General features: G+C 42.2%; 19 protein-coding genes. 6 read left to right on the top strand and 13 right to left on the bottom strand.

Annotated elements, in window-relative coordinates; translation table 11 throughout:
* Positions 1–67 precede the first annotated feature (67 nt).
* The 5 genes from guaB to CRO21_RS13020 all read right to left on the bottom strand — a co-directional run bounded on the left by guaB (position 68) and on the right by CRO21_RS13020 (position 8,243).
* Entirely contained in the window at positions 68–1,534 is a 1,467-nt protein-coding gene (gene guaB, locus CRO21_RS13040; RefSeq protein WP_097079753.1) for an IMP dehydrogenase, read from the bottom strand.
* A 230-nt stretch (positions 1,535–1,764) separates the two neighbouring features.
* Positions 1,765–2,562 carry an oxygen-binding di-iron domain-containing protein gene (locus CRO21_RS13035; protein WP_097079752.1) on the bottom strand — a complete coding sequence of 266 codons (798 nt, stop codon included), beginning with the start codon at positions 2,560–2,562 and terminating at the stop codon, positions 1,765–1,767.
* A 329-nt stretch (positions 2,563–2,891) separates the two neighbouring features.
* Positions 2,892–4,571 (bottom strand): 2-oxo acid dehydrogenase subunit E2, encoded by a 1,680-nt coding sequence (locus CRO21_RS13030; protein ID WP_097079751.1) that lies wholly within the window; start codon positions 4,569–4,571, stop codon positions 2,892–2,894.
* A gap of 2 nt (positions 4,572–4,573) precedes the next feature.
* Positions 4,574–7,291: a pyruvate dehydrogenase (acetyl-transferring), homodimeric type gene (gene aceE / locus CRO21_RS13025; RefSeq protein WP_097079750.1), complete on the bottom strand. Its 2,718-nt coding sequence runs from the start codon at positions 7,289–7,291 to the stop codon at positions 4,574–4,576.
* Between the two features lie 304 nt (positions 7,292–7,595).
* Entirely contained in the window at positions 7,596–8,243 is a 648-nt protein-coding gene (locus CRO21_RS13020) for a M23 family metallopeptidase (RefSeq protein WP_097079749.1), read from the bottom strand.
* 106 nt (positions 8,244–8,349) lie between these two features.
* On the opposite strand from CRO21_RS13020, the gene CRO21_RS13015 reads away from it, so the two are divergent.
* Positions 8,350–8,808, top strand: coding sequence for a DUF721 domain-containing protein (locus CRO21_RS13015; RefSeq protein ID WP_097079748.1), 459 nt, complete (start codon positions 8,350–8,352; stop codon positions 8,806–8,808).
* Between the two features lie 86 nt (positions 8,809–8,894).
* Here CRO21_RS13015 and lpxC read toward each other — a convergent pair whose 3' ends face one another.
* The 7 genes from lpxC to murG form a co-directional block, all read right to left on the bottom strand.
* Entirely contained in the window at positions 8,895–9,797 is a 903-nt protein-coding gene (gene lpxC / locus CRO21_RS13010; protein WP_097079747.1) for a UDP-3-O-acyl-N-acetylglucosamine deacetylase, read from the bottom strand.
* Positions 9,798–9,917: 120 nt separating this feature from the next.
* Positions 9,918–11,111: a cell division protein FtsZ gene (gene ftsZ / locus CRO21_RS13005; RefSeq protein WP_097079746.1), complete on the bottom strand. Its 1,194-nt coding sequence runs from the start codon at positions 11,109–11,111 to the stop codon at positions 9,918–9,920.
* A gap of 140 nt (positions 11,112–11,251) precedes the next feature.
* Entirely contained in the window at positions 11,252–12,511 is a 1,260-nt protein-coding gene (gene ftsA / locus CRO21_RS13000; protein ID WP_097079745.1) for a cell division protein FtsA, read from the bottom strand.
* 65 nt (positions 12,512–12,576) lie between these two features.
* Complete coding sequence (locus CRO21_RS12995) at positions 12,577–13,428, bottom strand: cell division protein FtsQ/DivIB (RefSeq protein ID WP_097079744.1); 852 nt, start codon at positions 13,426–13,428, stop codon at positions 12,577–12,579.
* A gap of 12 nt (positions 13,429–13,440) precedes the next feature.
* On the bottom strand, positions 13,441–14,352 hold the full coding sequence (locus tag CRO21_RS12990; RefSeq protein ID WP_097079808.1) for a D-alanine--D-alanine ligase: 912 nt from the start codon (positions 14,350–14,352) through the stop codon (positions 13,441–13,443).
* A gap of 42 nt (positions 14,353–14,394) precedes the next feature.
* A complete protein-coding gene (gene murC / locus CRO21_RS12985; protein WP_097079743.1) occupies positions 14,395–15,849 on the bottom strand; it encodes a UDP-N-acetylmuramate--L-alanine ligase in 1,455 nt (484 codons plus the stop codon).
* 11 nt (positions 15,850–15,860) lie between these two features.
* Entirely contained in the window at positions 15,861–16,967 is a 1,107-nt protein-coding gene (gene murG, locus CRO21_RS12980) for an undecaprenyldiphospho-muramoylpentapeptide beta-N-acetylglucosaminyltransferase (RefSeq protein ID WP_097079742.1), read from the bottom strand.
* A 184-nt stretch (positions 16,968–17,151) separates the two neighbouring features.
* Here murG and CRO21_RS12975 point away from each other — a divergent pair, with 184 nt between their 5' ends.
* Positions 17,152–18,063, top strand: a complete 912-nt coding sequence (locus CRO21_RS12975; RefSeq protein WP_097079741.1) for a bestrophin family protein — start codon at positions 17,152–17,154, stop codon at positions 18,061–18,063.
* A 31-nt stretch (positions 18,064–18,094) separates the two neighbouring features.
* Complete coding sequence (locus tag CRO21_RS12970) at positions 18,095–18,445, top strand: arsenate reductase (RefSeq protein ID WP_097079740.1); 351 nt, start codon at positions 18,095–18,097, stop codon at positions 18,443–18,445.
* A gap of 58 nt (positions 18,446–18,503) precedes the next feature.
* Here CRO21_RS12970 and CRO21_RS12965 read toward each other — a convergent pair whose 3' ends face one another.
* Positions 18,504–18,944: a DUF2147 domain-containing protein gene (locus CRO21_RS12965; protein WP_097079739.1), complete on the bottom strand. Its 441-nt coding sequence runs from the start codon at positions 18,942–18,944 to the stop codon at positions 18,504–18,506.
* 134 nt (positions 18,945–19,078) lie between these two features.
* Here CRO21_RS12965 and CRO21_RS12960 point away from each other — a divergent pair, with 134 nt between their 5' ends.
* The 3 genes from CRO21_RS12960 to dctA all read left to right on the top strand — a co-directional run bounded on the left by CRO21_RS12960 (position 19,079) and on the right by dctA (position 22,352).
* Entirely contained in the window at positions 19,079–19,990 is a 912-nt protein-coding gene (locus CRO21_RS12960) for an alpha/beta hydrolase (protein WP_097079738.1), read from the top strand.
* A gap of 181 nt (positions 19,991–20,171) precedes the next feature.
* Positions 20,172–20,717: a DUF2062 domain-containing protein gene (locus tag CRO21_RS12955; RefSeq protein ID WP_097079737.1), complete on the top strand. Its 546-nt coding sequence runs from the start codon at positions 20,172–20,174 to the stop codon at positions 20,715–20,717.
* A 375-nt stretch (positions 20,718–21,092) separates the two neighbouring features.
* Positions 21,093–22,352: a C4-dicarboxylate transporter DctA gene (gene dctA, locus CRO21_RS12950; RefSeq protein ID WP_097079736.1), complete on the top strand. Its 1,260-nt coding sequence runs from the start codon at positions 21,093–21,095 to the stop codon at positions 22,350–22,352.
* Positions 22,353–22,617: the final 265 nt, after the last annotated feature.

Here is a 22,617-nt window from a genome sequence, read left to right as displayed (position 1 = left end):
CTACAATAAAAAACAGCCATCCATCATGGACAGCTGTTGATTTATTTTATGCTTTAGTTGCCATTAATTAGCCTACACGATAATTCGGTGCTTCTTTGGTAATGGTCACATCATGTACATGAGACTCTTTCATACCCGCAGCAGTAATTTTAACAAACTGGGTATTTTTACGCATGGCTTCGATATCAGCAGAACCGGTATAGCCCATGGAAGAACGTAAGCCACCAATCATTTGATGCACGATATTGCCCATCGGTCCTTTATACGGTACACGACCTTCGATTCCTTCCGGCACCAGTTTTTCCACGCCAGCTTTGGCATCTTGGAAATAACGGTCAGATGAACCTGTCGTACCCGACATCGCACCCAGTGAACCCATACCACGATACGCTTTGTAATAACGGCCTTGGAAAAATTCTACTTCGCCCGGTGCTTCTTCTGTACCAGCCATCAAGGAACCAACCATAATGGTACTTGCACCAGCAGCAATGGCTTTTGCCATATCACCAGAATAACGAATACCACCATCTGCGATTAAAGGAATCTGCTCTTTTAGGGCATTGGCAACATTATCAATTGCAGAAATTTGTGGAACACCAATCCCTGCAACAATACGTGTGGTACAGATCGAACCCGGACCAATACCGACTTTAACGGCATCGGCACCGGCATCAAGCAATGCCAACGCAGCATCACCCGTTGCAATATTTCCACCAATGACCTGAACTTGCGGGAAGTTTTGTTTGACCCAGCGTACACGTTCAATCACACCAGCAGAATGCCCATGCGCAGTATCCACCACGATCACATCAGCACCTGCTTCAACAAGCGCTTCAACACGTGCAGGGGTTTCAGTCCCGGTACCGACTGCGGCACCGACACGTAACCGACCTAATTCGTCTTTACAAGAATTTGGATAAAGTTCGGCTTTACGAAAGTCTGTGACAGTAATCAAACCTTTTAGATTTTGCTGATCATCCACCACCAGCACTTTCTCAATACGGTGTTTTTGCAACAAGGCCTGAATATTTTCTTTCGATTCGCCTTCTTTCACTGTCACCAGACGCTCTTGCGGTGTCATCACGTTGCGGACAGGCTGTTCCAGATTGGTCACAAAGCGTGTATCACGACCGGTGACGATCCCGACTACTTTGCCATGTTCAACTACAGGCACACCACTAATATTATTGGCCTTGGTGATTTCAATCAGTTCACGCACCGAAGTTTGTGGCGACACCGTAATTGGATCTTTGACCATTCCGGCTTCAAATTTTTTCACGCGGCGCACTTCGCCAGCCTGTGCAGCAATATCCATATTTTTATGTAAAATACCGATACCGCCATTTTGCGCCATGGCAATCGCCATACGTGATTCAGTCACGGTGTCCATGGCTGCTGAAACTAGAGGGATATTAAGTTGAATGCCACGAGTCAGGCGTGTCTTTAAGGAGACATCTTTTGGAAGAACTGTAGAATAGGCAGGGAGTAACAAGACATCATCGAAGGTCAACGCTTCTTGAACGATGGTCAGCATAACAATCTCACTGGTAATTTCCGTGCGCTATTATAAACAAATTTCACACTAAATTTCATTTTTTCTTGTGCTTATTTTTACATAAATGACATCAGCACAAAAATCTTGTTATCTTCATCACAGTCAGACGCATTTTTATACCATGTTTATTTTAATAAAAATAGGCTGATCTGCGCATTCACACAGACCAACCCATGATTTTTAAAGTAAAGCTTAGCATCTATTCAGAATTAATTCGGACAACGATAGGAATTCTGATTAAACAGATCAATGCCGCATTCCAGTCGCTCAATCCAGTTCAGAAACTCATTGATCATGTCTTTGCCAATAAAAGGTGTGCCATGCTGCGGCACAATCATTTCAATATCCATTTCCCGTACCATATTAACCCAGAACCGGATCACTCGGTTTGAACACATATAACGCTGGTGAAAAGCACGCATTTTGTGCGTATGCGCTTCAAAATCGGTAATTGGAGCATTGGCGTCCGATACAATTGATGCGCCCATATCACCAGAAAATAGAATCTTGGCAATTGGATCATAAAACTGGAAATTACCCACCGAATGTAAAAAATGGGCAGGCACAGCTTTAATCACACTATCACCTAAATGAATAATGCCGCCTTCATCCGGTAATTCAATCAGACGTTCCAGCCAGCCGCCCTGAATACGATCACTGGTGAATGCCGAGTTTAAATGTGGTAGAAAACGTGCCCATAATTTGGAAGACACCACTTTTGCCTGAGTATAGACCAACCATCTTGGCATAGAGGTAATAATGTCAGGATCCTGATGGGAAGCAATTACATAATCCAGTTGGCTAAGCCGCACATATTTACTCAATTCCAATGTCAGTGGGGTATACGTCAAGTCACCACCTGGATCGAGCACTGCGGCATGTTTGTCGTGAATAATCAGAAATTGATTGGCCTGTACACCCTCACCTTTAACCAGACTGGTAAACGCAATACATTTATGTTGCCCATCATCATATAAGATTTGAGAGGTGGTACGATCCAAAGCCATAAGAATGCTGATAAGTTATTGATAATGAACTTAACATAAGGGGCTTTACAAAAAGATACAATGCTTGTTTTTATTGTTTGTCAACTCTATCACAAAATTAAAAAATCCTAGTATTTCAGTAAGATATTGACATTTTTTATTTATATTTATGAATCAATCATCTAACCAACTTAATCAATCATGAAAACGATTAATCTAAAAAAATGATTCAAAAAACCAATCAATACTTTACGATATAAAAGTGTAAAAATTCATCTATCTGTATAAAAAGAAATGCGTCGATTTCCTGAATGAAAATCGACGCATTAGAAAATTTTAAAGCAGGGCTGTTAAAGCAAAATATTACGAATATCTTTTAATAACAGGGTGAGTTTGCGGGTAAAACGTGCCGCATCTGCACCATTAATCACACGATGATCATAGGATAAGGACAATGGCAACATCAACCGTGGCTCAAAATCCTTACCATTCCATACGGGTTGCATGGTTGCAGGCGATAAACCCAGAATCGCAACTTGTGGCCAGTTCACCAGTGGGGTAAAGGCCGTGCCACCAATACTGCCCAGACTGGTAATGGTAAAGTTTGCACCTTGCAAATCTTTCGGGGAAAGTTTTTTATCACGTGCTTTCTGGCTAAGCTCTCCGAGTTCCTGTGCAATTTGCTTAATCGATTTCTGATCAGGATTACGCAGTACTGGTACAGTTAAGCCATCTGGCGTTGCCACGGCAATGCCAATGTGAATTTCATTGCGTAGCAACACCGATTTTTGATCGTCAGCAAGATGTCCAGCAAAATAAGGTTCTTCTTTTAACAGATAAGCAGTTGCCTTGGCGATAAATGCCAGAATGGTTAAACCAATTCCCTGTTTTTTAAAGCCTTCTTTGAGCTCACCACGCCATGCTTCAAGTGCAGTAATATCTGCCAGATCAAATTGGGTCACTTGTGGAATAAAGTTATTTAAAGAAAGCTGTGGCACTGACACTTGCTGTAAGCGTGTCATGGCTTTGACTTCACCACCACCATAGCTAGAAAAATCCGGTAATGGCGGTAAGCCAGAAGCAACAGGCGCAGCCGTCTGTTTTGCAGCCGGTTGACTAAGACGTGTCTTCACATAGGCAAAGACATCATCTTTTAGGATTCGACCATGTTCACCAGATGCCTTGACTTCAGCAAGTAGCACGCCGAGTTCCCGTGCCAACTGACGTACCGCAGGACCGGCATAAACTTTGGCATTAGCAGCTTGTTGTTCATCGGTTAGTTTTGCAGTATCTGTAGAACTTGGCGTAGCAGGCTTTTCAGTCGTTGTCACCGGATCAGCTTTAACAGCCGCTGGTTTTTCTGCTGCTGGTGCTGGCTTTTCGGTAACAGTCGATTTCTCGGCAACAGCGGGCTTGGCAGACGCAGCACCTGCGGTTTTAACGGTTAACAGCAATGTACCTTCTTTAACCATATCACCTGCTTTCACAGCGATAGACGTTACTTCACCGGCAACAGTACTTGGAATTTCCACAGTCGCTTTATCTGATTCGGCAACAACAACACTATCATCGACGGCAATCTGATCGCCGACCTGTATCAGAATTTCAGCGATTGCCGCCTTTTCTACACCAATATCAGGAACTTTTAATTCAACTTCCTGTGTTTCACCAGTGGTTTGTGGCTGCTCTTTCGATTCGGTTTTTTCTGGCGCTGCATCTGCTGGAGATTCTGATTTAACAGGTTCTGCGGTTTGCTCGGCTGATGGATCAGTCGCTTTCTCTTGTTCGGCATTTGATGCTGATGCTTCTGAGTCAAGCTCAATCAGTACAGTACCCTCTGTCACATCATCGCCCTGCTTAACCAGAATGGCTTTTACCACCCCAGCCGCAGTACTGGGTACTTCTACCGAGGCCTTATCCGATTCAAGTAGGACAATGCTGTCATTTTCCTGAATCGTATCGCCCACACTCACCAAAATTTCCGCAACGACTGCCTTATCTACACCAATATCAGGAGTTGTAATTTGCATGATTATTTCTCCTCCGAAGCATTCGGTTCGATATATTCTGCAACAGCCTGAACTTCGGCATGTGCTTGCGGTTTCCATGGCGATGGACGATCAATATCAATTTCCAGACTAGAAATCGCATCCTTAACCAGACGGTTTTCCACCTCGCCTTCATCAGCAAGTTTTTTCAGCGTCGCCACCACAATATGCGCAGCATCCACTTCAAAATAACTTCTTAAATTTTCACGAGTATCGGAACGGCCATAACCATCTGTACCCAACGCCACAAAAGGACGACCTTCTGGTAAATAAGCACGAATCTGTTCGCTGTATAAACGGATATGATCAGTTGCAGACACCACGATCCCTTCATAAGGACGAAGCTGCTGTGATACCCAGCTTTCTCTGGTTTCTTCACTCACCGGATGCTTGCGGTTATATTCTTCACATGCCATACCGTCACGTGCCAGTTCGTTAAAGCTGGTTACGCTCCAGACATTGGCATGAATTTGATATTCGTCACGCAGAATTTGTGCAGCCTTGATCACTTCACGCAAGATCACGCCAGCACCCAACAGTTGTACAGTGGCTTTGTCATCCTTCTCAAGCAAATACATGCCTTTACGGATACCTTCTTCAACACCTTTTGGCATTTCCGGATGAGCATAATTTTCATTCATCAGGGTCAAATAATAGAACACACGTTCCTGCTCGACATACATGCGTTTTAAACCATCATGTACGATCACTGCAAGCTCATAACCAAAACATGGATCATAAGCCACACAGTTTGGAATCGTACTTGCCAGAATATGCGAATGCCCATCCTGATGTTGTAACCCTTCACCGTTAAGTGTGGTACGTCCCGCTGTGGCACCGAGTAAGAACCCTTGAGCCTGTGCATCACCTGCTGCCCAAGCAATATCACCGATCCGCTGGAAACCAAACATCGAGTAATACATATACATCGGAATCATCGGCAGGTTATTGGTCGAATAACTGCTACCCAATGCCGCCCAAGCACTCATTGCTCCAGCTTCATTGATCCCTTCTTGCAACATGTGACCATCTTTAGCTTCACGATAATTCATGAGCTGTTCATTGTCTTCCGGAGTGTATTTTTGCCCGTGTGCTGCATAGATCCCCAATTGGCGGAACATTCCTTCCAGACCAAAAGTACGTGCTTCATCAGGCACAATCGGTACCACATGATTTTTCAGTTCTTTTTCTTTTAACAAGGCAGAAATCAGACGCACCATCACCATGGTCGTGGATTGTTCTTTACCATTGCTACCACTTAACACCGCATCAAATACTGAGAGTTCCGGAATTGGTAAAGAGACACTTTCTTTACGGCGTGCGGGCAAATAACCCCCCAGTGATTCACGACGACCTTTGAGATATTTCATTTCAGGTGAATTTTCGCTGGGACGATAGAAGGGTAATTCTTCCAGTTGTTCATCAGAAAACGGTAAATTAAAACGGTTGCGCACATATTTAAGTGAATCAATGTGCATTTTCTTGATCTGATGCGTTTTATTGACGGCTTCAATCTCATCGGACAAACCATAGCCTTTTACGGTTTTTGCCAGAATCACAGTGGGCTGACCATTGCTCTTGGTTGCTTCGGCATAGGCCGCATAGACTTTATACGGATCATGACCACCACGATTTAAGGCATCAATGTCATCATCACTTAAATGTTTGACCAGTTCCGCAGATTCCGGATATTGACCAAAGAAATGCTCTCTGGCATAACCGCCACCTTTCACTTGATAGCGTTGATAATCACCATCTACCGCTTCTTCCATACGAGCTTTTAATGCACCGGATTTATCTTGGGCCAAAAGCGGATCCCAATGACGTCCCCAGACCACTTTAATCACACGCCAGCCAGCACCACGGAATAATGATTCTAATTCCTGAATAATCTTGCCATTGCCTCGCACCGGACCATCTAGGCGCTGTAAGTTACAGTTGACCACCCAAATCAGATTATCCAGCTTTTCACGACCTGCCAGTGAAATTGCACCCAGACTTTCGGGTTCATCCATTTCACCATCACCCAGATATGCCCAGATTTTACGATCTTCTTCTTTAATCAAACCACGGTTCATTAAATATTTTTGAATATGTGCCTGATAAATCGACATGATCGGTCCAAGTCCCATCGACACCGTTGGAAACTGCCAGTAATCCGGCATTAAATACGGATGCGGATAACTCGGTAAACCATTACCATTGACTTCACGGCGAAAATTGGCGAGTTGTTCATCGGTCAAACGACCTTCCAAATAAGAACGTGCATAAATCCCCGGTGCACAATGGCCTTGATAATAAATCATATCGCCGCCAAAATGATCATTGGCTGCACGGAAAAAGTGGTTAAAGCCAACATCATAGAGTGTGGCTGAAGAAGCAAAACTTGCCAAATGCCCACCTAGATCATCGCCAGTTTTGTTGGCGCGTAAGACCATCGCCAATGCATTCCAGCGGATCAAGGCACGAATACGACGTTCCATATCCTGATCGCCCGGCATAGCAGGTTCTTCATCAACCGAAATGGTATTGAGATAGGGTGTATTTAATCGTTGAATCGGTAAATGTTTTGCGATCGCACGTTGATAAAGTATTTGCAATAAGAATGCTGCTCGTTCCGATCCCATATGTTCGATCACAGAATCGAAAGCTTCTTGCCATTCTTGAGTTTCCAACGCATCTGTATCGCCATAAAAAGCCATATTTTCACCTATCTCTTAACCAGTCCCTGAATTTTACAGATCTAAAGCAAAAAGTGTTAGATCTGAAAATGAATACAGAATAAAGCCTATATTTTTTTAAAAAATGGCAAAAGCCTATATTTTACAAAACACAACAAAAAAAGCGCCTGTTTGTCTAATTATCATACAAAATGCATCATTATAATTTATATTCATGCTAAAGCAGATGCGGACGATTGTATTCTTGATCTATTTTAAATTTTTTAGTCTCTATAAAAAAATCGCCGAATGGCGACTTTTTTGGAAAATAAAAGTCGAATCAAATTTATGGCAACATGGCCAAATAGGTTGACGGATTCTGACGCTTACCAGATTTAACCACTTCAAAATGTAAATGAGGACCTGTACAACGGCCTGTACACCCCACATTGGCAATATGCTCGCCGGCATTGACCCGATCACCTACACTGACATTTAAGCGTGAAGCATGTGCATAGCGTGTGGTATAACCATTACCATGATCAACTTCAACATAATTCCCATAGCCTGTACCCCAGCCTGATTTTGTCACAATACCTGGACCAGTCGCATAAATCGGTGTACCAGACGGTGCTGCAAAATCAATACCGGAATGATGACGGGTTGAACCCAAAAGTGTACGAGTTCCATATTCGGAACTAATCCGGGCATTTTTAATTGGATGTGTCACCATCCATGTACTGAGTGCGCTATTGGAAGCCCCATATTTACTGCTTAAGGTTGCATTATTTAATTCGATTGGCGCAGCATCTTCCTGATTGTTGCCACTACGATATGAGACTGTAGTATACGTCCCGGCACTTAACGTACGTGATAATTGTTCAAGACGATCATTAGCAACTACATTATTATTTAAAGATTGATAATCTGCGAATGCCACTGACATTGCTGAACTCGCAAATGATAAGGCAAGTAAAAAACGACGAATCTGCATAAATAACCTCTATTTCCCATTTCAGTCTAAGATGTAGCCCTACTTGCACAAGTAGATAAATCGTGCCTAACTATATTCACCTTTTATCCAACGATTCAGGCAAATCATGCGTCAGTCAAAACCATTATTTACTGCTTTGTCTCAAGCATCATCACAACCTGTAGGAAACTTTTCGTTTCTTCAAACACAAGTTGCACAGTGGCAAAAACTTACACTATTAGTTCAACCTTACTTTCCGCCACAAGGGCGTTGGCAGGTTGTATGTTATCAACATGGTACGCTTACCATCGCGGGAGACAATCAGGCATTGATTAGTCAGGTGCGATATCTGCACAGCCAATATATACGGAATTTAAAAGCAATCCCTGCGCTAACCGAACTAGACCGAATACAAGTGGTCTTGCATTCCCCCCCTAAACCGACTAGCAAAAAGTATACACGAAAAAAACTTTTGTCCAACGAAACTCAACAAGCGTTACAACAAGCTGCTCATCTCGTGAAAGACGCTAAGCTTAGCCAAGCTTTACAACGTTTGGCAAGTGTTGATCAGACAGAAAGTGAATAAAAATAGATCAAATTTGGTCAAAGCCTTGTCATTCAAGGTCTGGATACAATGTAACAATATAACATTGTTATTTAAAACACAACGACTTAGCTTAAAGAGACATACTTAATCGGACAAGAACCATCATCATAAAAAGTTACAATTTCATAACTTTCCGGATCGTCTTTGACGGACCGCAATAATTGATTGTTCAGGGCATGTCCCGATTTGAAGGCCGTGAACTTGGCAATAATCTGATGTCCCAGCAAATAGAGATCACCAATGGCATCAAGCACTTTGTGACGTACAAACTCGTCTGCAAAGCGTAATCCTTCTTCATTGACCACACCTTGTTCATCAAGACCGATCGCATTATCCAGATTGGCGCCTAAAGCCAGATTGTGCGATTGCAGATATTCCAGATCTTTAACAAAGCCAAAGGTGCGTGCTTCGCTCACCTGTTCCACAAAATTTGCGGTTGAAAATAATATTGAGGTCGATTGGTATTTTTTATCAAACGCAGGATGATCAAAATCAATGGTAAAATTCAATTCAAAGCCATCAAAGGGTTCAAAGGCTGCGGTTTTATCATCAATACTGGCATGGATAGGCTTTTTAATTCTTATAAATTTTTTGGGTTCGGATTGTTCGATTAACTCACCCTGCAACAGCAGATAAATAAATGGACCTGCACTTCCATCCATAATCGGTAACTCTGATGCATCGACTTCTACGATAAGATTATCAATTCCCAAGCCGGCAATTGCACTCATCAAATGCTCAATTGTGCCAATTTTGACCTCACCCTTGATCAGGTTGGAACACATAAAGGCTTCCTGAATCAGCATGGCTTCAGCTGGAATATCAACATGAGGTTGCAAATCAATACGTCTAAAAACAATACCGCCATCACAGTGATGCGGCAAAAAGTTGATTTGAACTTTTTCCCCACTATGGAGACCGATACCGCTGGCTCGAACGATTTGTTTGATTGTCCGCTGCTTTAACATATTTACTTACAACTTTATTTCGAGCTGCTAAATTAGCATAAATTCTCATTCAACAAAACAAAAAAGGACAATAAGTATACTTACTGTCCTTTTTCCAGCCGATTTCAGTGCAAAAATAAACTACTTACGTTGTTGATTCTTCAAATAATCCTGAATACTCATCGGTGTTGGACGAGTATTCGTTGTTGCTGTGGATCTAGCTTGTTCATTGGCAATAGGTGACTGCTGCTGACGTAGTTTATTAATTGCAGGGACGTCATCAGCATCAATCGATCCGTCTGCATTGACTTGCTGTGTATTTACCGCAGCAGATGGATGGGTTTTTACAGGGACAGGATCCGCATTGCGGGTTAAACCAGTTGCAATCACTGTCACGCGGATTTCATCACGTACATCCGGATCAAACACAGTACCATAGAAGAACTGTGCTTCATCCTCGTCAACAATTGAACTCACGATATTGGCGATGGTTTTGGCTTCTTTTAACGTTAAATCTTCGCCACCGGTAATATTTAATAATACACCCTTGGCATTTTTGATATTAACATTATCAAGCAATGGACTACGAATGGCCATTTCGGCAGCCTGTTCAGCACGTTTTTCACCGCGACCAATACCAGCACCCATCATGGCGTAACCACGCGTACTCATGGCCGTTTTCAAATCGGCAAAATCAAGGTTGATATGACCATGATTGACCACCAGATCAAAGATACTACGTACTGCATTTAACAATACATCATCTGCCTTTTTATAGGCATCTTTCATTGAAATATCGCCGTAAACTTCAAGCAGACGTTCATTGGGAATAATGATTAAAGAATCAACATTTTTTTCAAGGTTTTCGATACCCTGTTCCGCAGCTTTTAAGCGGCGGCGACCTTCAAACTCAAAAGGTGTAGTCACCACACCAACCGTGAGCACGCCCATTTCTTTGGCTACTTCGGCAACCACAGGCGCTGCACCCGTACCTGTACCACCACCCATACCGGCAGTGACAAATACCATATCAGTGCCTTCAAGGTGTTGACGAATGGTATCACGAGTTTCTTCTGCCGCTTCACGGCCAACTTCAGGATTGGCACCTGCGCCCAAACCACGTGTACATTGCTCACCCAGCTGGATTTTATTCGGAGAGGCCATACGATCTAAGGCTTGTTTATCTGTGTTGGCACAAACAAATTTCACACCGTTAATCTGCTGTTCAACCATGTTTTGTACAGCATTACCGCCGCCACCGCCAACCCCAAAAACTGTAAAACGAGCCTGACCGTTATTATCTGATACTTCGTCTTCTAACAATGTAAATGCCATGACCTTCCGACTTCCAAAATATTCTAGCAGCCACTGATGCCCGTATACTGCTGTACGCGATAAAGATTAAATATTAGCATGCTGACCCAAGTTTGTGACAGCAACTTGTTAATTTATTACAAACAAAAAACATTGTTTGTCTAAAATAAGTTTTTCAACTTGTTAAATGCAGCATTACAATGCTCAACAAAACGCTGCCATGAGGATTCAACCTGATCTTCAGGCTGCGTAACGCTTTGTTCCAGTTCACTTTGACTAAACATCAGTAAGCCACTGGCAGTCGTATAAAGTGAACGTCGCAAGGCTGGCAATAATTCGTCTTTGCCATAGACCTGTAAAGGTGGATTGCCCAAATGCGCAGACACACCCAATTTACGACGTGCTAGATTGACCGCACCTTCAATTTGTGCAGCATCACCAGTCAGCACGACACCATGATGTAAACCATCCAGCACACCATTCCGCTCAAGATTTTCCAGAATACGATCAAAGATATCTTCATAACGTGCCACGATGATATCTGCTAGCTCAATACGGCTAATGGTTTGAGGACCATCAATACCTTGCACCTGAATCATGTGGTCGGGTTTAATAACATTATGATCGACACAACCATGCAGATTTTTTAAACGCTCGGCTTCATCTGTGGTGGTTTGCAAGACTGCGGCTATGTCACGGGTGACATGTTCACCACCAAGTTGCAAGGTACAGGCAAAGGCCAGATGCCCACCAAAATAAACCGCAATGTTGGTTGTTCCCGCGCCAATATCAATTAGACAAACGCCATATTCCTTCTCATCTTTGAGCAAGCTGGCTTCTGACGTGGCAAGGGTTGATATCACCATTTTTTCCACACCAATGCCGGCATTTTTTAATGCCTTATCCAGATTTTGCATGGTACTGATCGGCAACATCATCAATTGATAATGTCCGGTGACACTATGAGCCGACAATCCAATCGGGTTTTGTACCCACTCATCATTGTCATCTACGGCAAAGCCTAAAGGTACCGCACTGGCAAGGTAATAATCTGCCGTCACATGGCTTGCTTTGGCCAGTTCAAGCGCACGAACCAGTTCGCTGGTGGTGATGGTTTGATCGTGATTGAGGATAGGGGTGCGACCAGAAGCATAAAAACTACGTAATTCGGTACTCGGAATGGCAATCCACGCACTATGCACACGACACTCAGCCATGTCTTCTGCTTCCTGTACGGCATTTTTAATAGCAGATACAACTTTTTCAAGACTAATGATTTTGCCTTTGTTCATACCACGATTACGTGCGTATGCCATACCGACAACTTCTATTTTGTCCTGGGCGTGTACCTTGCCGATCAATACCGACACTTTATGTGTTCCAATATCAATTGCCACAACCGATGGAACAGCTTCACTCATGACTCATTACCATATTTGTTGTTGAAACTGCAAAATACAGTCTTTGGTTAAATTTAAATGCCCTATTATGGGGTTTGTGGTCCCTGTGTCGCAACATCAATTACAGGTTCTGCGACAATAAAGTGCCCATTTACAATTTGTGGTGGCTGCGAATTTTTCCACTGAATCGCCAATCCATTGCGATAACGCAAATCAATTGCGGCAATTTTATCCCAGACCTGCTGTAAATCTGCTTTTGACAACGCACTTAAACGTTGTAATTTACCCATGGTCTGATCCTGATCAACAATGACACGCAACCCGTTATCAAATTGCATAAACCAAGTCATACGTTCTGTTAAATATAATTCTTTTAGATGTAAATTCATGGGTTCAAACATCTGACTGATATCACGATATTTGGTCATCATCACACGGGATTGGCTTAACGGTCCATGCAATAAAGGTAAATGAGTGGTATCTATCTGTTGAATCGGTTTAAATACCACGCCATCATCACTGAGCAACCGTCCGGTCCCCCAACGAGCAATGGCATGTCGTGGTGTCACACGAATCACCAATGAATCGGGCCATGCTCTCGATACTACGACACGATCAACCCATGACAGGGTCAATGCCTGATCACGAATTTGCTCAAGGTCGGCAGTAAAATAGCTACCTTGCGTATCCTTGTCCAGAAATGTGGTCAAATACTGCTGCTCGGCAGGCGTCACCCCTATGATCTGTATGTGGGCAATTTTTGCCTGTTGCATACGCTGCCACAAGACATAACCACCGAATAACAACACGGCACAGGCAAGCACCAGCAATAACCAGCTCCCCCACTCAAAAGCCTTGTCTTTAAGCTCTGGTGGCTTGTCATGGATTGAGGTCGTTGCAGGTTTGCGTCGACGTAATGAGACCGGAAGCTGTGCCATATAATTGTGTTCTTAGTTTAGTGTCTGCTCAAGTATGGTCAGACACAATTGATCGAAACTATAACCGACTGCCTGCGCAGCTTTTGGCACCAAAGAATGATCGGTCATGCCGGGTACGGTATTCACTTCAAGTAACCAGAAATTACCCTGTTCATCCTGCATGGCATCAATACGCCCCCAACCCGATGCACCTACTGCCTGAAAGGCTCTTAATGCAAGTTGTTGTAAGCTTTGTTCTTCCTGCTCAGACAACCCGCTTGGAATACCATAGGTGGTGTCATTACGATTATATTTTGATTCATAATCATAAAATGCCACATCTTTTGGGGGTTCCAAACGAATCACGGGTAAGGCCTGACCGTTTAAAATGATCACGGTAAATTCACGACCCGAAATCCATTGTTCTGCCATGACAATTGAATCATGCGCTGTGGCTTTGGACAACGCTGCGGCAAAATCTTCAATTTTTTCGACCTTGCTCATGCCAATACTTGAACCTTCATGTACTGGTTTGATAATGACAGGTAAAGCCAGATCCTGTGCCACCTTTTCAAAATCACTTTGCGGTGAAATCAGGCGATAAGGTGCTGTCGGTAAATCACTGCCTTGCCAGATCTGCTTGGTTTTCACTTTGTCCATACCAATGGCAGAACCCTGTACACCAGTTCCGGTATAAGGCACATTCAACCATTCCAGTACGCCTTGAATCTGACCATCTTCACCGCCACGACCATGCAAGACGATAAAAGCACGATCATAATTTTTCAATTCTGTGACATCTGTGGTCAGTGGATCAAATGCTTCGGCATCAACACCGGAACGCAGCAATGCTTCCAGTACTGCCTGTCCACTATTCAAAGAAACCTGACGTTCCGCAGATTTTCCACCCAGTAAAACAGCTACTTTTCCGAATTTTTCTTGCACCTGTGTCACGGTGAATTCCTTAATAATCAAAATAAATTAAAATTAAAACGATAAATAAAGCTGATGCTGTGCCAATTCTACTGAAACTGCGCCCACATTACCTGCACCTTGTGTAAGCAAAAGATCATTTGGTTGTAACAAATTCTTTAAAATTTCAGGTAACTGGGTGTCGACAGGATCAACCACAATTGGATCAACCTGTCCACGCAAGCGCAAACTGCGGGCAAGTGTACGGCTATCTGCACCCACAATCGGTTTTTCACCCGCAGGATAAACTTCCATTAATAACAATACATCGACTTTGGACAATACTTCAACAAAATCATCAAAACAATCTCGTGTCCGGCTAAAACGATGTGGCTGAAACAGCATCACCAGACGACGCTCCGGATGGCTTTGACGGGCAGCTTTAATGGTAGCTTCCACTTCTTTGGGATGATGTCCATAGTCATCCACCAGTTTTACGTTTCCATCACCCAGTGTATATTCACCCTGCACCTGAAAACGACGACCAACGCCACTAAAGCTTTCCAGCGCACGGGCGATTGCCGCATCAGAAACCCCTTCATCAGTCGCAACACCAATCGCAGCCAGTGCATTTAAAATATTATGTAATCCAGGCTGATTGATGGTTAAACGCAGTGGTTCATGTGTTTTACGTAATACGGTAAAGTGTGACTGCATACCATCTTGTTCAACATCAATTGCACGAATATCGTTATCTTCGCCAAAACCATAGGTCAGAATAGGACGGCCAACACGGGGAATTATTTCCTGAATATTGGCATCATCACCACACACCACGGCCAAACCATAAAATGGCAGTTTTTGCAGGAATTGTACAAAAGTATTTTTCAGATTATCAAAGCTGCCGCCATAGGTATCCATATGATCGGCATCAATATTGGTCACAATGGCCGCCATCGGCTCCAGATATAAAAAGGAGGCATCGGACTCATCCGCTTCGGCCACAATATAACGACTCGCACCAAGGGCAGCATTGACACCGGTACGGTTAAGCAAACCACCGATCACGTAGGTCGGATCGAGATTTTCTTCTGCCAGCATACAGGTTAGCAAACTGGTGGTGGTGGTTTTACCATGCGTCCCCGCCACAGCAATACCATGACGATAACGCATCAACTCACCCAGCATTTCTGCCCGACGCACCACCGGAATACGTTTTTCCAAAGCACTTTTAATTTCTGGATTTTCGGGATCAATTGCAGTTGAAACCACCAGTACATTGGCATCCTCAATATTTTTGGCATCATGCCCAATAAAGACCTTAATACCATTTTCTTCAAGCTGTGCTGTGGTTTTCGATGATTTAATGTCTGAACCCGAAACACGATAGCCCTGATTTTTGAGAACTTCGGCAATCCCGCACATCCCTGCCCCACCAATCCCGACAAAATGGATATGTTTGATCCGGCGCATTTCTGGAATTTTAATCAGTTGTGTGGTGTTTTTCTTCACAGTTGAATTTTCAGGCATGGAATGACTCATTATGATAAAGCTTCAATTAAATTTGCAACGTCAGATGTTGCTTGTGTCTGGGCTTGTTGTCTGGCTTTGACTGCCATTTCTGCCAATATGTGGCGGTTCATCAATGGCTGCAATAATACCGCCAGACTTTCCGGGGTCATGCCGGCCTGCTGACAAATTTTTGCAGCACCGACATCGGCCAGATAATGGGCATTGGCAGTTTGGTGATCATCCACTGCAATCGGCAACGGCACAAAAATCGCAGCAACACCCGCAGTTGCAATTTCGGTGACGGTTAATGCACCAGCGCGGCAAATAATCAAATCTGCATCTGAATAAGCCTGGGCCATATCTTCAATAAATGGTACAACTTCTGCCTGAAAACCAGTAACCTTATCCAATGTTTGATAACGCTGTCGAGTGGCGTCAAGTTGTTGCTGCCCACATTGATGATATACTGACAATGGCAATTGTAAGGCCGTTAATGCAGCCGGAATCCGCTCATTTAAAGCTTGTGCGCCTAGTGACCCACCAACAATTAATACCCGTAAAGATTGTTGTTGACTGGTCCGCTGATCATAGCGCCATTGTGGCGATAAAATTTCACAGATTTCCTTACGTACCGGATTACCCGTCGTGACGATATTGGCTTTGGCCGGAAAGGTATTCGGAAATGCCTGACATATGGTTTTGGCAATGCGCGCCAATTGCGTATTGGTAAATCCGGCAACCGCATTTTGCTCATGAATAAGAACAGGAATACCGAGCAAACGTGCAGCTAACCCACCTGGACCTGCGACATAGCCGCCAAATCCTGCCACGGCATCGATATTATGCGTTTTCATAATACGCATCGCGGATAAAGTAGCTTTTAGAATTTTAAAAGGTGCAGCCAGTTTGCGGATTAAACCATTGCCACGCACACCCTGAATATCAATCTGATAAAGGGCAATATCGTCATGCTGCTTTAAAAGACGGTTTTCCATACCGGCAGGTGTGGCCAGCCAGCACACCTGATGACCACGTTGTTGTAATTCCTTGGCAACTGCCAAAGCAGGAAAGACATGACCACCAGTTCCAGCAGCCATCATCATAATATTTCGGGGTTTTGTTTGATTTTCTGTCACGAGCTTTTAACAAGAATAAAGACAATATCGCCAATTTCATTGTAATGCCAAAGTCATATAACGCAAATAGGTTTTTGTCACAGAATCATTTCTATAGAGGATTTAAACCGGATCTTGTCTTTATTTCGACAAGGGTTTATAACTGTGCAGCAAACCATTTTCCCTATTCACCTTAGAAAACTTCATGATTATTCGTAATAAAAGTAACAGTTTTGCTTTGTTATTTTCATGGCAAGGTACAATTTTACCCAAGGTTTTACCTGCGCTCATTATCTTAATGCTATGTTCGGCAGCGATTGGTGCATTAACTTTGCATCAGATCGTACATGTTCCTGAAGTCCCCAGCATTGGATTTACTATTTTCGGAGTGATCCTGTCGATTTTTCTAGGCTTTCGAAATACGGCTTGTTATGACCGCTGGTGGGAAGGTCGAAAACTCTGGGGTGCCCTGATTGCCAATACACGTCATATGGTGCGGGATAGCCATGTTTTAAGCGATGTCCGACGTGAGCGCGTGTTGCATCAAATGCTGATTTTTACCAATCTATTGCGTGATCGCTTGCGCCATCAAACTGCCCATCCGACACAATTTCTAGAATATGGGCGGATTAATGAACATACGGTGCATAAACTCAACCAACATATTAATGCACCGCAATTTACGCTGGAAAAAATTCAAAAAGAGCTCATCAATGCATTAAAGATCGGTGAAATCAGCGATATTGTCTATAGTACATTGAATCATCATGTGGTTGAGATGGGCAATATTCAAGCTGGTTGTGACCGTATTGCCAGTACGCCCTTGCCATTTGCCTATTCGGTTTTACTGCATCGTGCAGTCTATTGTTTTTGCATTATGCTGCCTTTTAGTCTGGAATCTGTTCTCGGAATCTGGACACCTTTCTTGGTCGGTTTACTGGCATATATGTTTTTGGGACTTGATGCCTTAAGCGCACAACTGGAAGAACCCTTTGGCGTACAGGAAAATGATTTGCCACTGGATTCCATTGTACGTCTAATTGAGCGTGAAACCCTAAGTTCGCTGGGCGAACAATTACCACCCGCTATACAGGCCGAACGGCATAACTTGTTATAATGATCCATCTGCTAAACGAGAGAAAAATCACATGTTAAAAATTTACGGTATTAAAAATTGTAGCACCATGAAAAAGGCATTTACTGCACTTGATGAGCAAGGTTTAAATTATGAATTTCATGATTATAAAAAACTAGGGATTGACGCAGACACCTTGAATACATGGCTAAAACAGGTCAATCGGGATGTATTACTCAATAAAAAAGGCACAACGTGGAAAAAACTGATGCCAGAACAACAAGCGTTTGCACTGGAAAATCAGACTCAACTGGTAGAAAGTTTAATTGCACATCCGAGTATGATTAAACGTCCTGTGCTGGAAACAGACCAAGGTATTTTAGTTGGTTTTGATCCAGCACAATATGCACAGCTAAAAGGCTAACTGCTTGTCAATACAAGTAGTTAGCAACACAGCATTATGGATTAATCTCATTTATTTATTAATTAGCACGCAGCCAAGTCTGGTTGCGACCCAATGCAGAAATACCGATATAACCTCGTACTTGCAGTTTTTTACCATCGGGTGAAAGCTCGGCTTTCATTTTATAGCTCTTACCCGATTTTGGATCTAAAATTGTGCCACCATCATACTTACCGGCTGACACAGCTTTTAAATTACGCACAATGGTGACCCCCTCAAGCGGTTTACCTTTTAAAGCACCGGCACAGGTATTACAGCCTTTTTCAACATTTGGGTCTAAAGATTTACTAATGGTTGCAGTGAATGTGCCATTGGCTTGCTGTTTAAAACTCACCAAAGCCTTGGGTTTCCCAGTTTCGTCATCAATGGTTTTCCATTCGCTATTATTTAATACATCGGCAGCAAAAACACTGGTGGTGGTGAATGCAGCTGTGAGCAGCAATAATGATAGTTTTTTCATGAAACATTCCTTATTTATCGTTTCCTAAGATCAACTATAAAATAATAACAAATTTATGACATGGATTTTGGGTTTATAAATGTAATGATATAGGGTATTTTTATGAATAATTAGTCACTTTTATGGATTGATTTATGCCAAAAACCTCACAATTGACAACCTTTGCAATCGAAAAGATATTAAAAGCAACCATTAAATTTCCCAGTGAACAAGGGCTTTCTGCCAATACCTTACGCAAGCTCCTTGTCCCTACAAGCAAATTATTGCCTGTCAATCGTTCATTACATTTCAAAAAACTTCATCTTGCCGGCATGCCATGTGAAGAAATAAAAGTTCGGAATGAAGATCCAACGCAGATGATTTTTCATATTCATGGCGGTGCTTTTTTTCTCGGTGGACTGGATAGTCATCGTGGGCTGATGTCCGATCTGGTCACGTATACCAAAGCACAGGTGTTACATCTGGACTATCCATTGGCACCAGAACACCCTTTTCCCTATGCACTTGATCTGCTGTTTGCTGCTTATCTGGAAATTTTACAACAAGGCATTGAGCCCAAAGATATTACCCTTTCAGGTGATTCCTGTGGCGGCAATCTGGCGCTGGCGCTATGTCTAAAATTACGTGATGAAAAATTACCTTTGCCAAGTGGTTTAATCCTGATGTCACCTTGGCTGGATTTATCCTTAACTGGTGAGTCTTTGAAGTTTAATGCCAAACAGGATACCTTGCTTTCAGAACAGTTATTAAAACAGGGCATTGAGTATTATATTACCGATGATAACAGTATCGATGAACCTTATATTTCCCCACTCTTTGCCAATTTAAGTGGCTTACCTGAAATATTAATTCAAGTAGGTAGTAAAGAGATTCTGCTAGATGATGCCAAACGATTAAAGGAATATGTTGAGCAGGCCGGTGGTAAGGCAACTTTATCCATTTATCCGGGAATGTGGCATAACTTTCATATGTTTAACCATTGGGTAGAGCAAGCAAAACAGGCATTAAACGATATTGCACGATTTGTTGATCATGTTGACCGATAATTAGCCTTCTCAATTCTTTAACTCCAGCAAAATAAAGAAGACAAGAAATATATTTACACTTGTCTTTTTTACGATCATCTCTATTTTATAGATCATATCCTATAACATCATCGCCGAAGAAAAATTATACTTATCGAATAATTCTTCTTCATATTAAGACAGTGGCATAAAGACAGCATACATGGCAAAACAATTCCTACAGTCTTGGCTCCCATCTGCCGATCGTATATCCAATTTAAAATTTATGTGCCTTTTTGGCAAACATGCGACGAATCCACTGATTTGGTATGTCAATCGTAAATCCATTGCCAAAGCAGTATTTATTGGCACTTTTTTTGGTTTATTGCCGATTCCTTTTCATAGTGTCTTTATTGCGGTTGCTGCAATTTTTCTGGAAGTCAATTTACCGATTGGACTTGCACTGGCTTGGCTAAGTAATCCATTGACCATCATCCCGATTTTATATCTAGGTTTTTGGCTGGGAAGTAAGATTTACCATGTCCACATGATTAATAAGGAAATGATTTTAGGTGTATTACATCAAATCGAACACTGGATCACAAATTTAGGTCATGGTCATGTTGATTGTAGCTTGGCCAAAATTTTACTCTCTGGTTTGATGATTGAAGCCCTGATCTTTGCTGTATTATTTTATCTACTTACCCACATTTTCTGGCGCTGGAGTGTGTTACGAAAATGGAAAAAACGACATCAAATTAAATATTGATTTGCTTTCTGTGATCAACGCTCTATGCACTTTAGAAAAAATTCCACTCATCACGAATAATACGAGTTCGCAACTCGAAAATAATATAGTATTAAAAATCAATATATTATTAAATTTTATATGCAATAATCTATTTTCCTGCTTCGTTTAAAAAAGGTTTTGCGTGTCGTGTAAAGAAATCATCATGCGCAAGAGTAGGCGTTTGAAACTGCTTTATATTTTAGTCCATGTATTAAAATATGGAGTTATAAATGACTAAAAATAGTGTATTTATTATTCGATATCTATATATTGAATAAGTAATGCAAAAATCGCACTATTTTGGTGTACTTATTGCTTACAAAGTAAATACAACTTGCCATACAGAGATCATCAATGTTATCGATACTTAAAAAAAGCCTATTTGCACAGGTGGTCATTGCACTCATTTTGGGGGTGATTCTGGGAATTGTCGCACATGATTTCGCCCTTGCATTAAAGCCGCTGGGCGATGGGTTTATTTCACTGATCAAAATGCTGATTGCACCTATCGTATTTTGTGTCGTAGTACTGGGAATTTTTGGTGCAGATGATATTAAAAAAATGGGCCGTGTTGGTGCAAAAACCATTCTTTATTTTGAGGTTGTTACCACAATTGCATTATTTTTGGGCATAGTGGTTGCCTATATATTCAAACCCGGGGTCGGTATGAATATTGATATTTCCACGCTCGATGGAAAAGACCTGGCGACCTATACAGACCGAGCACAAGATCTGGCATCTGCGTCTGACTTTTTATTACACTTAATTCCAAAGACTGTATTTGATGCATTTACGAAAGGCGATATTTTGCAAGTGCTGATCATTGCCATTTTATTCGGTGTCAGCATGTTATTGGTACCGAAACATGTGGCAGAACCCACCAAAGCTTTTATCGAGTCAGTTTCCGAAATTTTATTTAAAGCCATGGGGCTGATTATCAAACTGGCACCCCTTGGTGTATTGGGTTCAGTCGCTTATACCACTGCAAAATTCGGTGTTAGTTCATTAATGCAATTGGGCGCATTGGTGATAATATTCTATGCAACCTGCCTGTTCTTTATTATTGTGGTTTTAGGCGGTATTTTAAAACTAGCTGGTTTTAATATTTTTAAATTTATTAAATATTTTAAAGAAGAGCTTACCATTGTATTAGGAACGGCATCATCCGATTCAGTCCTACCCCAGATTATGAGCAAGCTTCGTGGTTTAGGCATTAAAAACTCTACAGTTGGTCTGGTGATTCCTACAGGTTATTCTTTTAATTTAGATGGTTTCTCTATTTATTTAACATTGGCAGTTATCTTTATTGCACAAGCCTGCAATATTGATTTAAGTATGGGTAATTTGGCTGCAATTTTACTGGTATCACTGATCACCTCTAAAGGTGCACATGGGATTCCCGGATCTGCACTGGTGATTCTGGCTGCAACCTTATCGGTGATTCCAAGCTTACCTGCGATTGGTCTGGTGTTACTGCTTTCTGTCGACTGGTTTATCGGGATTGTCCGTGCCTGTACCAACTTGATTGGTAACTGTGTCGCTACCGTTGTGATTGCTTCATGGGAAAAAGATATTGATAAAGCACAAGCCAAACGGGTGTTGGATCAGGCTTAATCGTATAACAGAATATAAAAAAACTTGGGCAATGAGCCCGAGTTTTCGTTTTTAATGTTGAAAGAACGAACTAATTAATGCAAGTTCGGGATAATAGCCATTGTTTTGCATAAATAAAATGAATTTCAACGAAAGAACCACGACAGAGTCTTACAAGATTAGGCATATTTTAGGATTAACCTGAGGCATGTATGACGCAAGGTCTTGCACTGTGATTGAAATATATTTCAATCTTGTTCAGGTTTGACCTGAGAGCTATAGCTCG

Source organism: Acinetobacter puyangensis (genome assembly GCF_900096995.1).
Lineage (GTDB): Bacteria > Pseudomonadota > Gammaproteobacteria > Pseudomonadales > Moraxellaceae > Acinetobacter > Acinetobacter puyangensis.
This window is presented reverse-complemented; position numbering and strand designations above follow the sequence as displayed.

Bases quoted from the DNA above. Each gene is read 5' to 3' on its own strand.
- guaB (WP_097079753.1), bottom strand. From the start codon at position 1,534: ATGCTGACCATCGTTCAAGAAGCGTTGACCTTCGATGATGTCTTGTTA.
- CRO21_RS13035 (WP_097079752.1), bottom strand. From the start codon at position 2,562: ATGGCTTTGGATCGTACCACCTCTCAAATCTTATATGATGATGGGCAA.
- CRO21_RS13030 (WP_097079751.1), bottom strand. From the start codon at position 4,571: ATGCAAATTACAACTCCTGATATTGGTGTAGATAAGGCAGTCGTTGCG.
- aceE (WP_097079750.1), bottom strand. From the start codon at position 7,291: ATGGCTTTTTATGGCGATACAGATGCGTTGGAAACTCAAGAATGGCAA.
- CRO21_RS13020 (WP_097079749.1), bottom strand. From the start codon at position 8,243: ATGCAGATTCGTCGTTTTTTACTTGCCTTATCATTTGCGAGTTCAGCA.
- CRO21_RS13015 (WP_097079748.1), top strand. From the start codon at position 8,350: ATGCGTCAGTCAAAACCATTATTTACTGCTTTGTCTCAAGCATCATCA.
- lpxC (WP_097079747.1), bottom strand. From the start codon at position 9,797: ATGTTAAAGCAGCGGACAATCAAACAAATCGTTCGAGCCAGCGGTATC.
- ftsZ (WP_097079746.1), bottom strand. From the start codon at position 11,111: ATGGCATTTACATTGTTAGAAGACGAAGTATCAGATAATAACGGTCAG.
- ftsA (WP_097079745.1), bottom strand. From the start codon at position 12,511: ATGAGTGAAGCTGTTCCATCGGTTGTGGCAATTGATATTGGAACACAT.
- CRO21_RS12995 (WP_097079744.1), bottom strand. From the start codon at position 13,428: ATGGCACAGCTTCCGGTCTCATTACGTCGACGCAAACCTGCAACGACC.
- murC (WP_097079743.1), bottom strand. From the start codon at position 15,849: ATGCCTGAAAATTCAACTGTGAAGAAAAACACCACACAACTGATTAAA.
- CRO21_RS12975 (WP_097079741.1), top strand. From the start codon at position 17,152: ATGATTATTCGTAATAAAAGTAACAGTTTTGCTTTGTTATTTTCATGG.
- CRO21_RS12970 (WP_097079740.1), top strand. From the start codon at position 18,095: ATGTTAAAAATTTACGGTATTAAAAATTGTAGCACCATGAAAAAGGCA.
- CRO21_RS12965 (WP_097079739.1), bottom strand. From the start codon at position 18,944: ATGAAAAAACTATCATTATTGCTGCTCACAGCTGCATTCACCACCACC.
- CRO21_RS12960 (WP_097079738.1), top strand. From the start codon at position 19,079: ATGCCAAAAACCTCACAATTGACAACCTTTGCAATCGAAAAGATATTA.
- CRO21_RS12955 (WP_097079737.1), top strand. From the start codon at position 20,172: ATGGCAAAACAATTCCTACAGTCTTGGCTCCCATCTGCCGATCGTATA.
- dctA (WP_097079736.1), top strand. From the start codon at position 21,093: ATGTTATCGATACTTAAAAAAAGCCTATTTGCACAGGTGGTCATTGCA.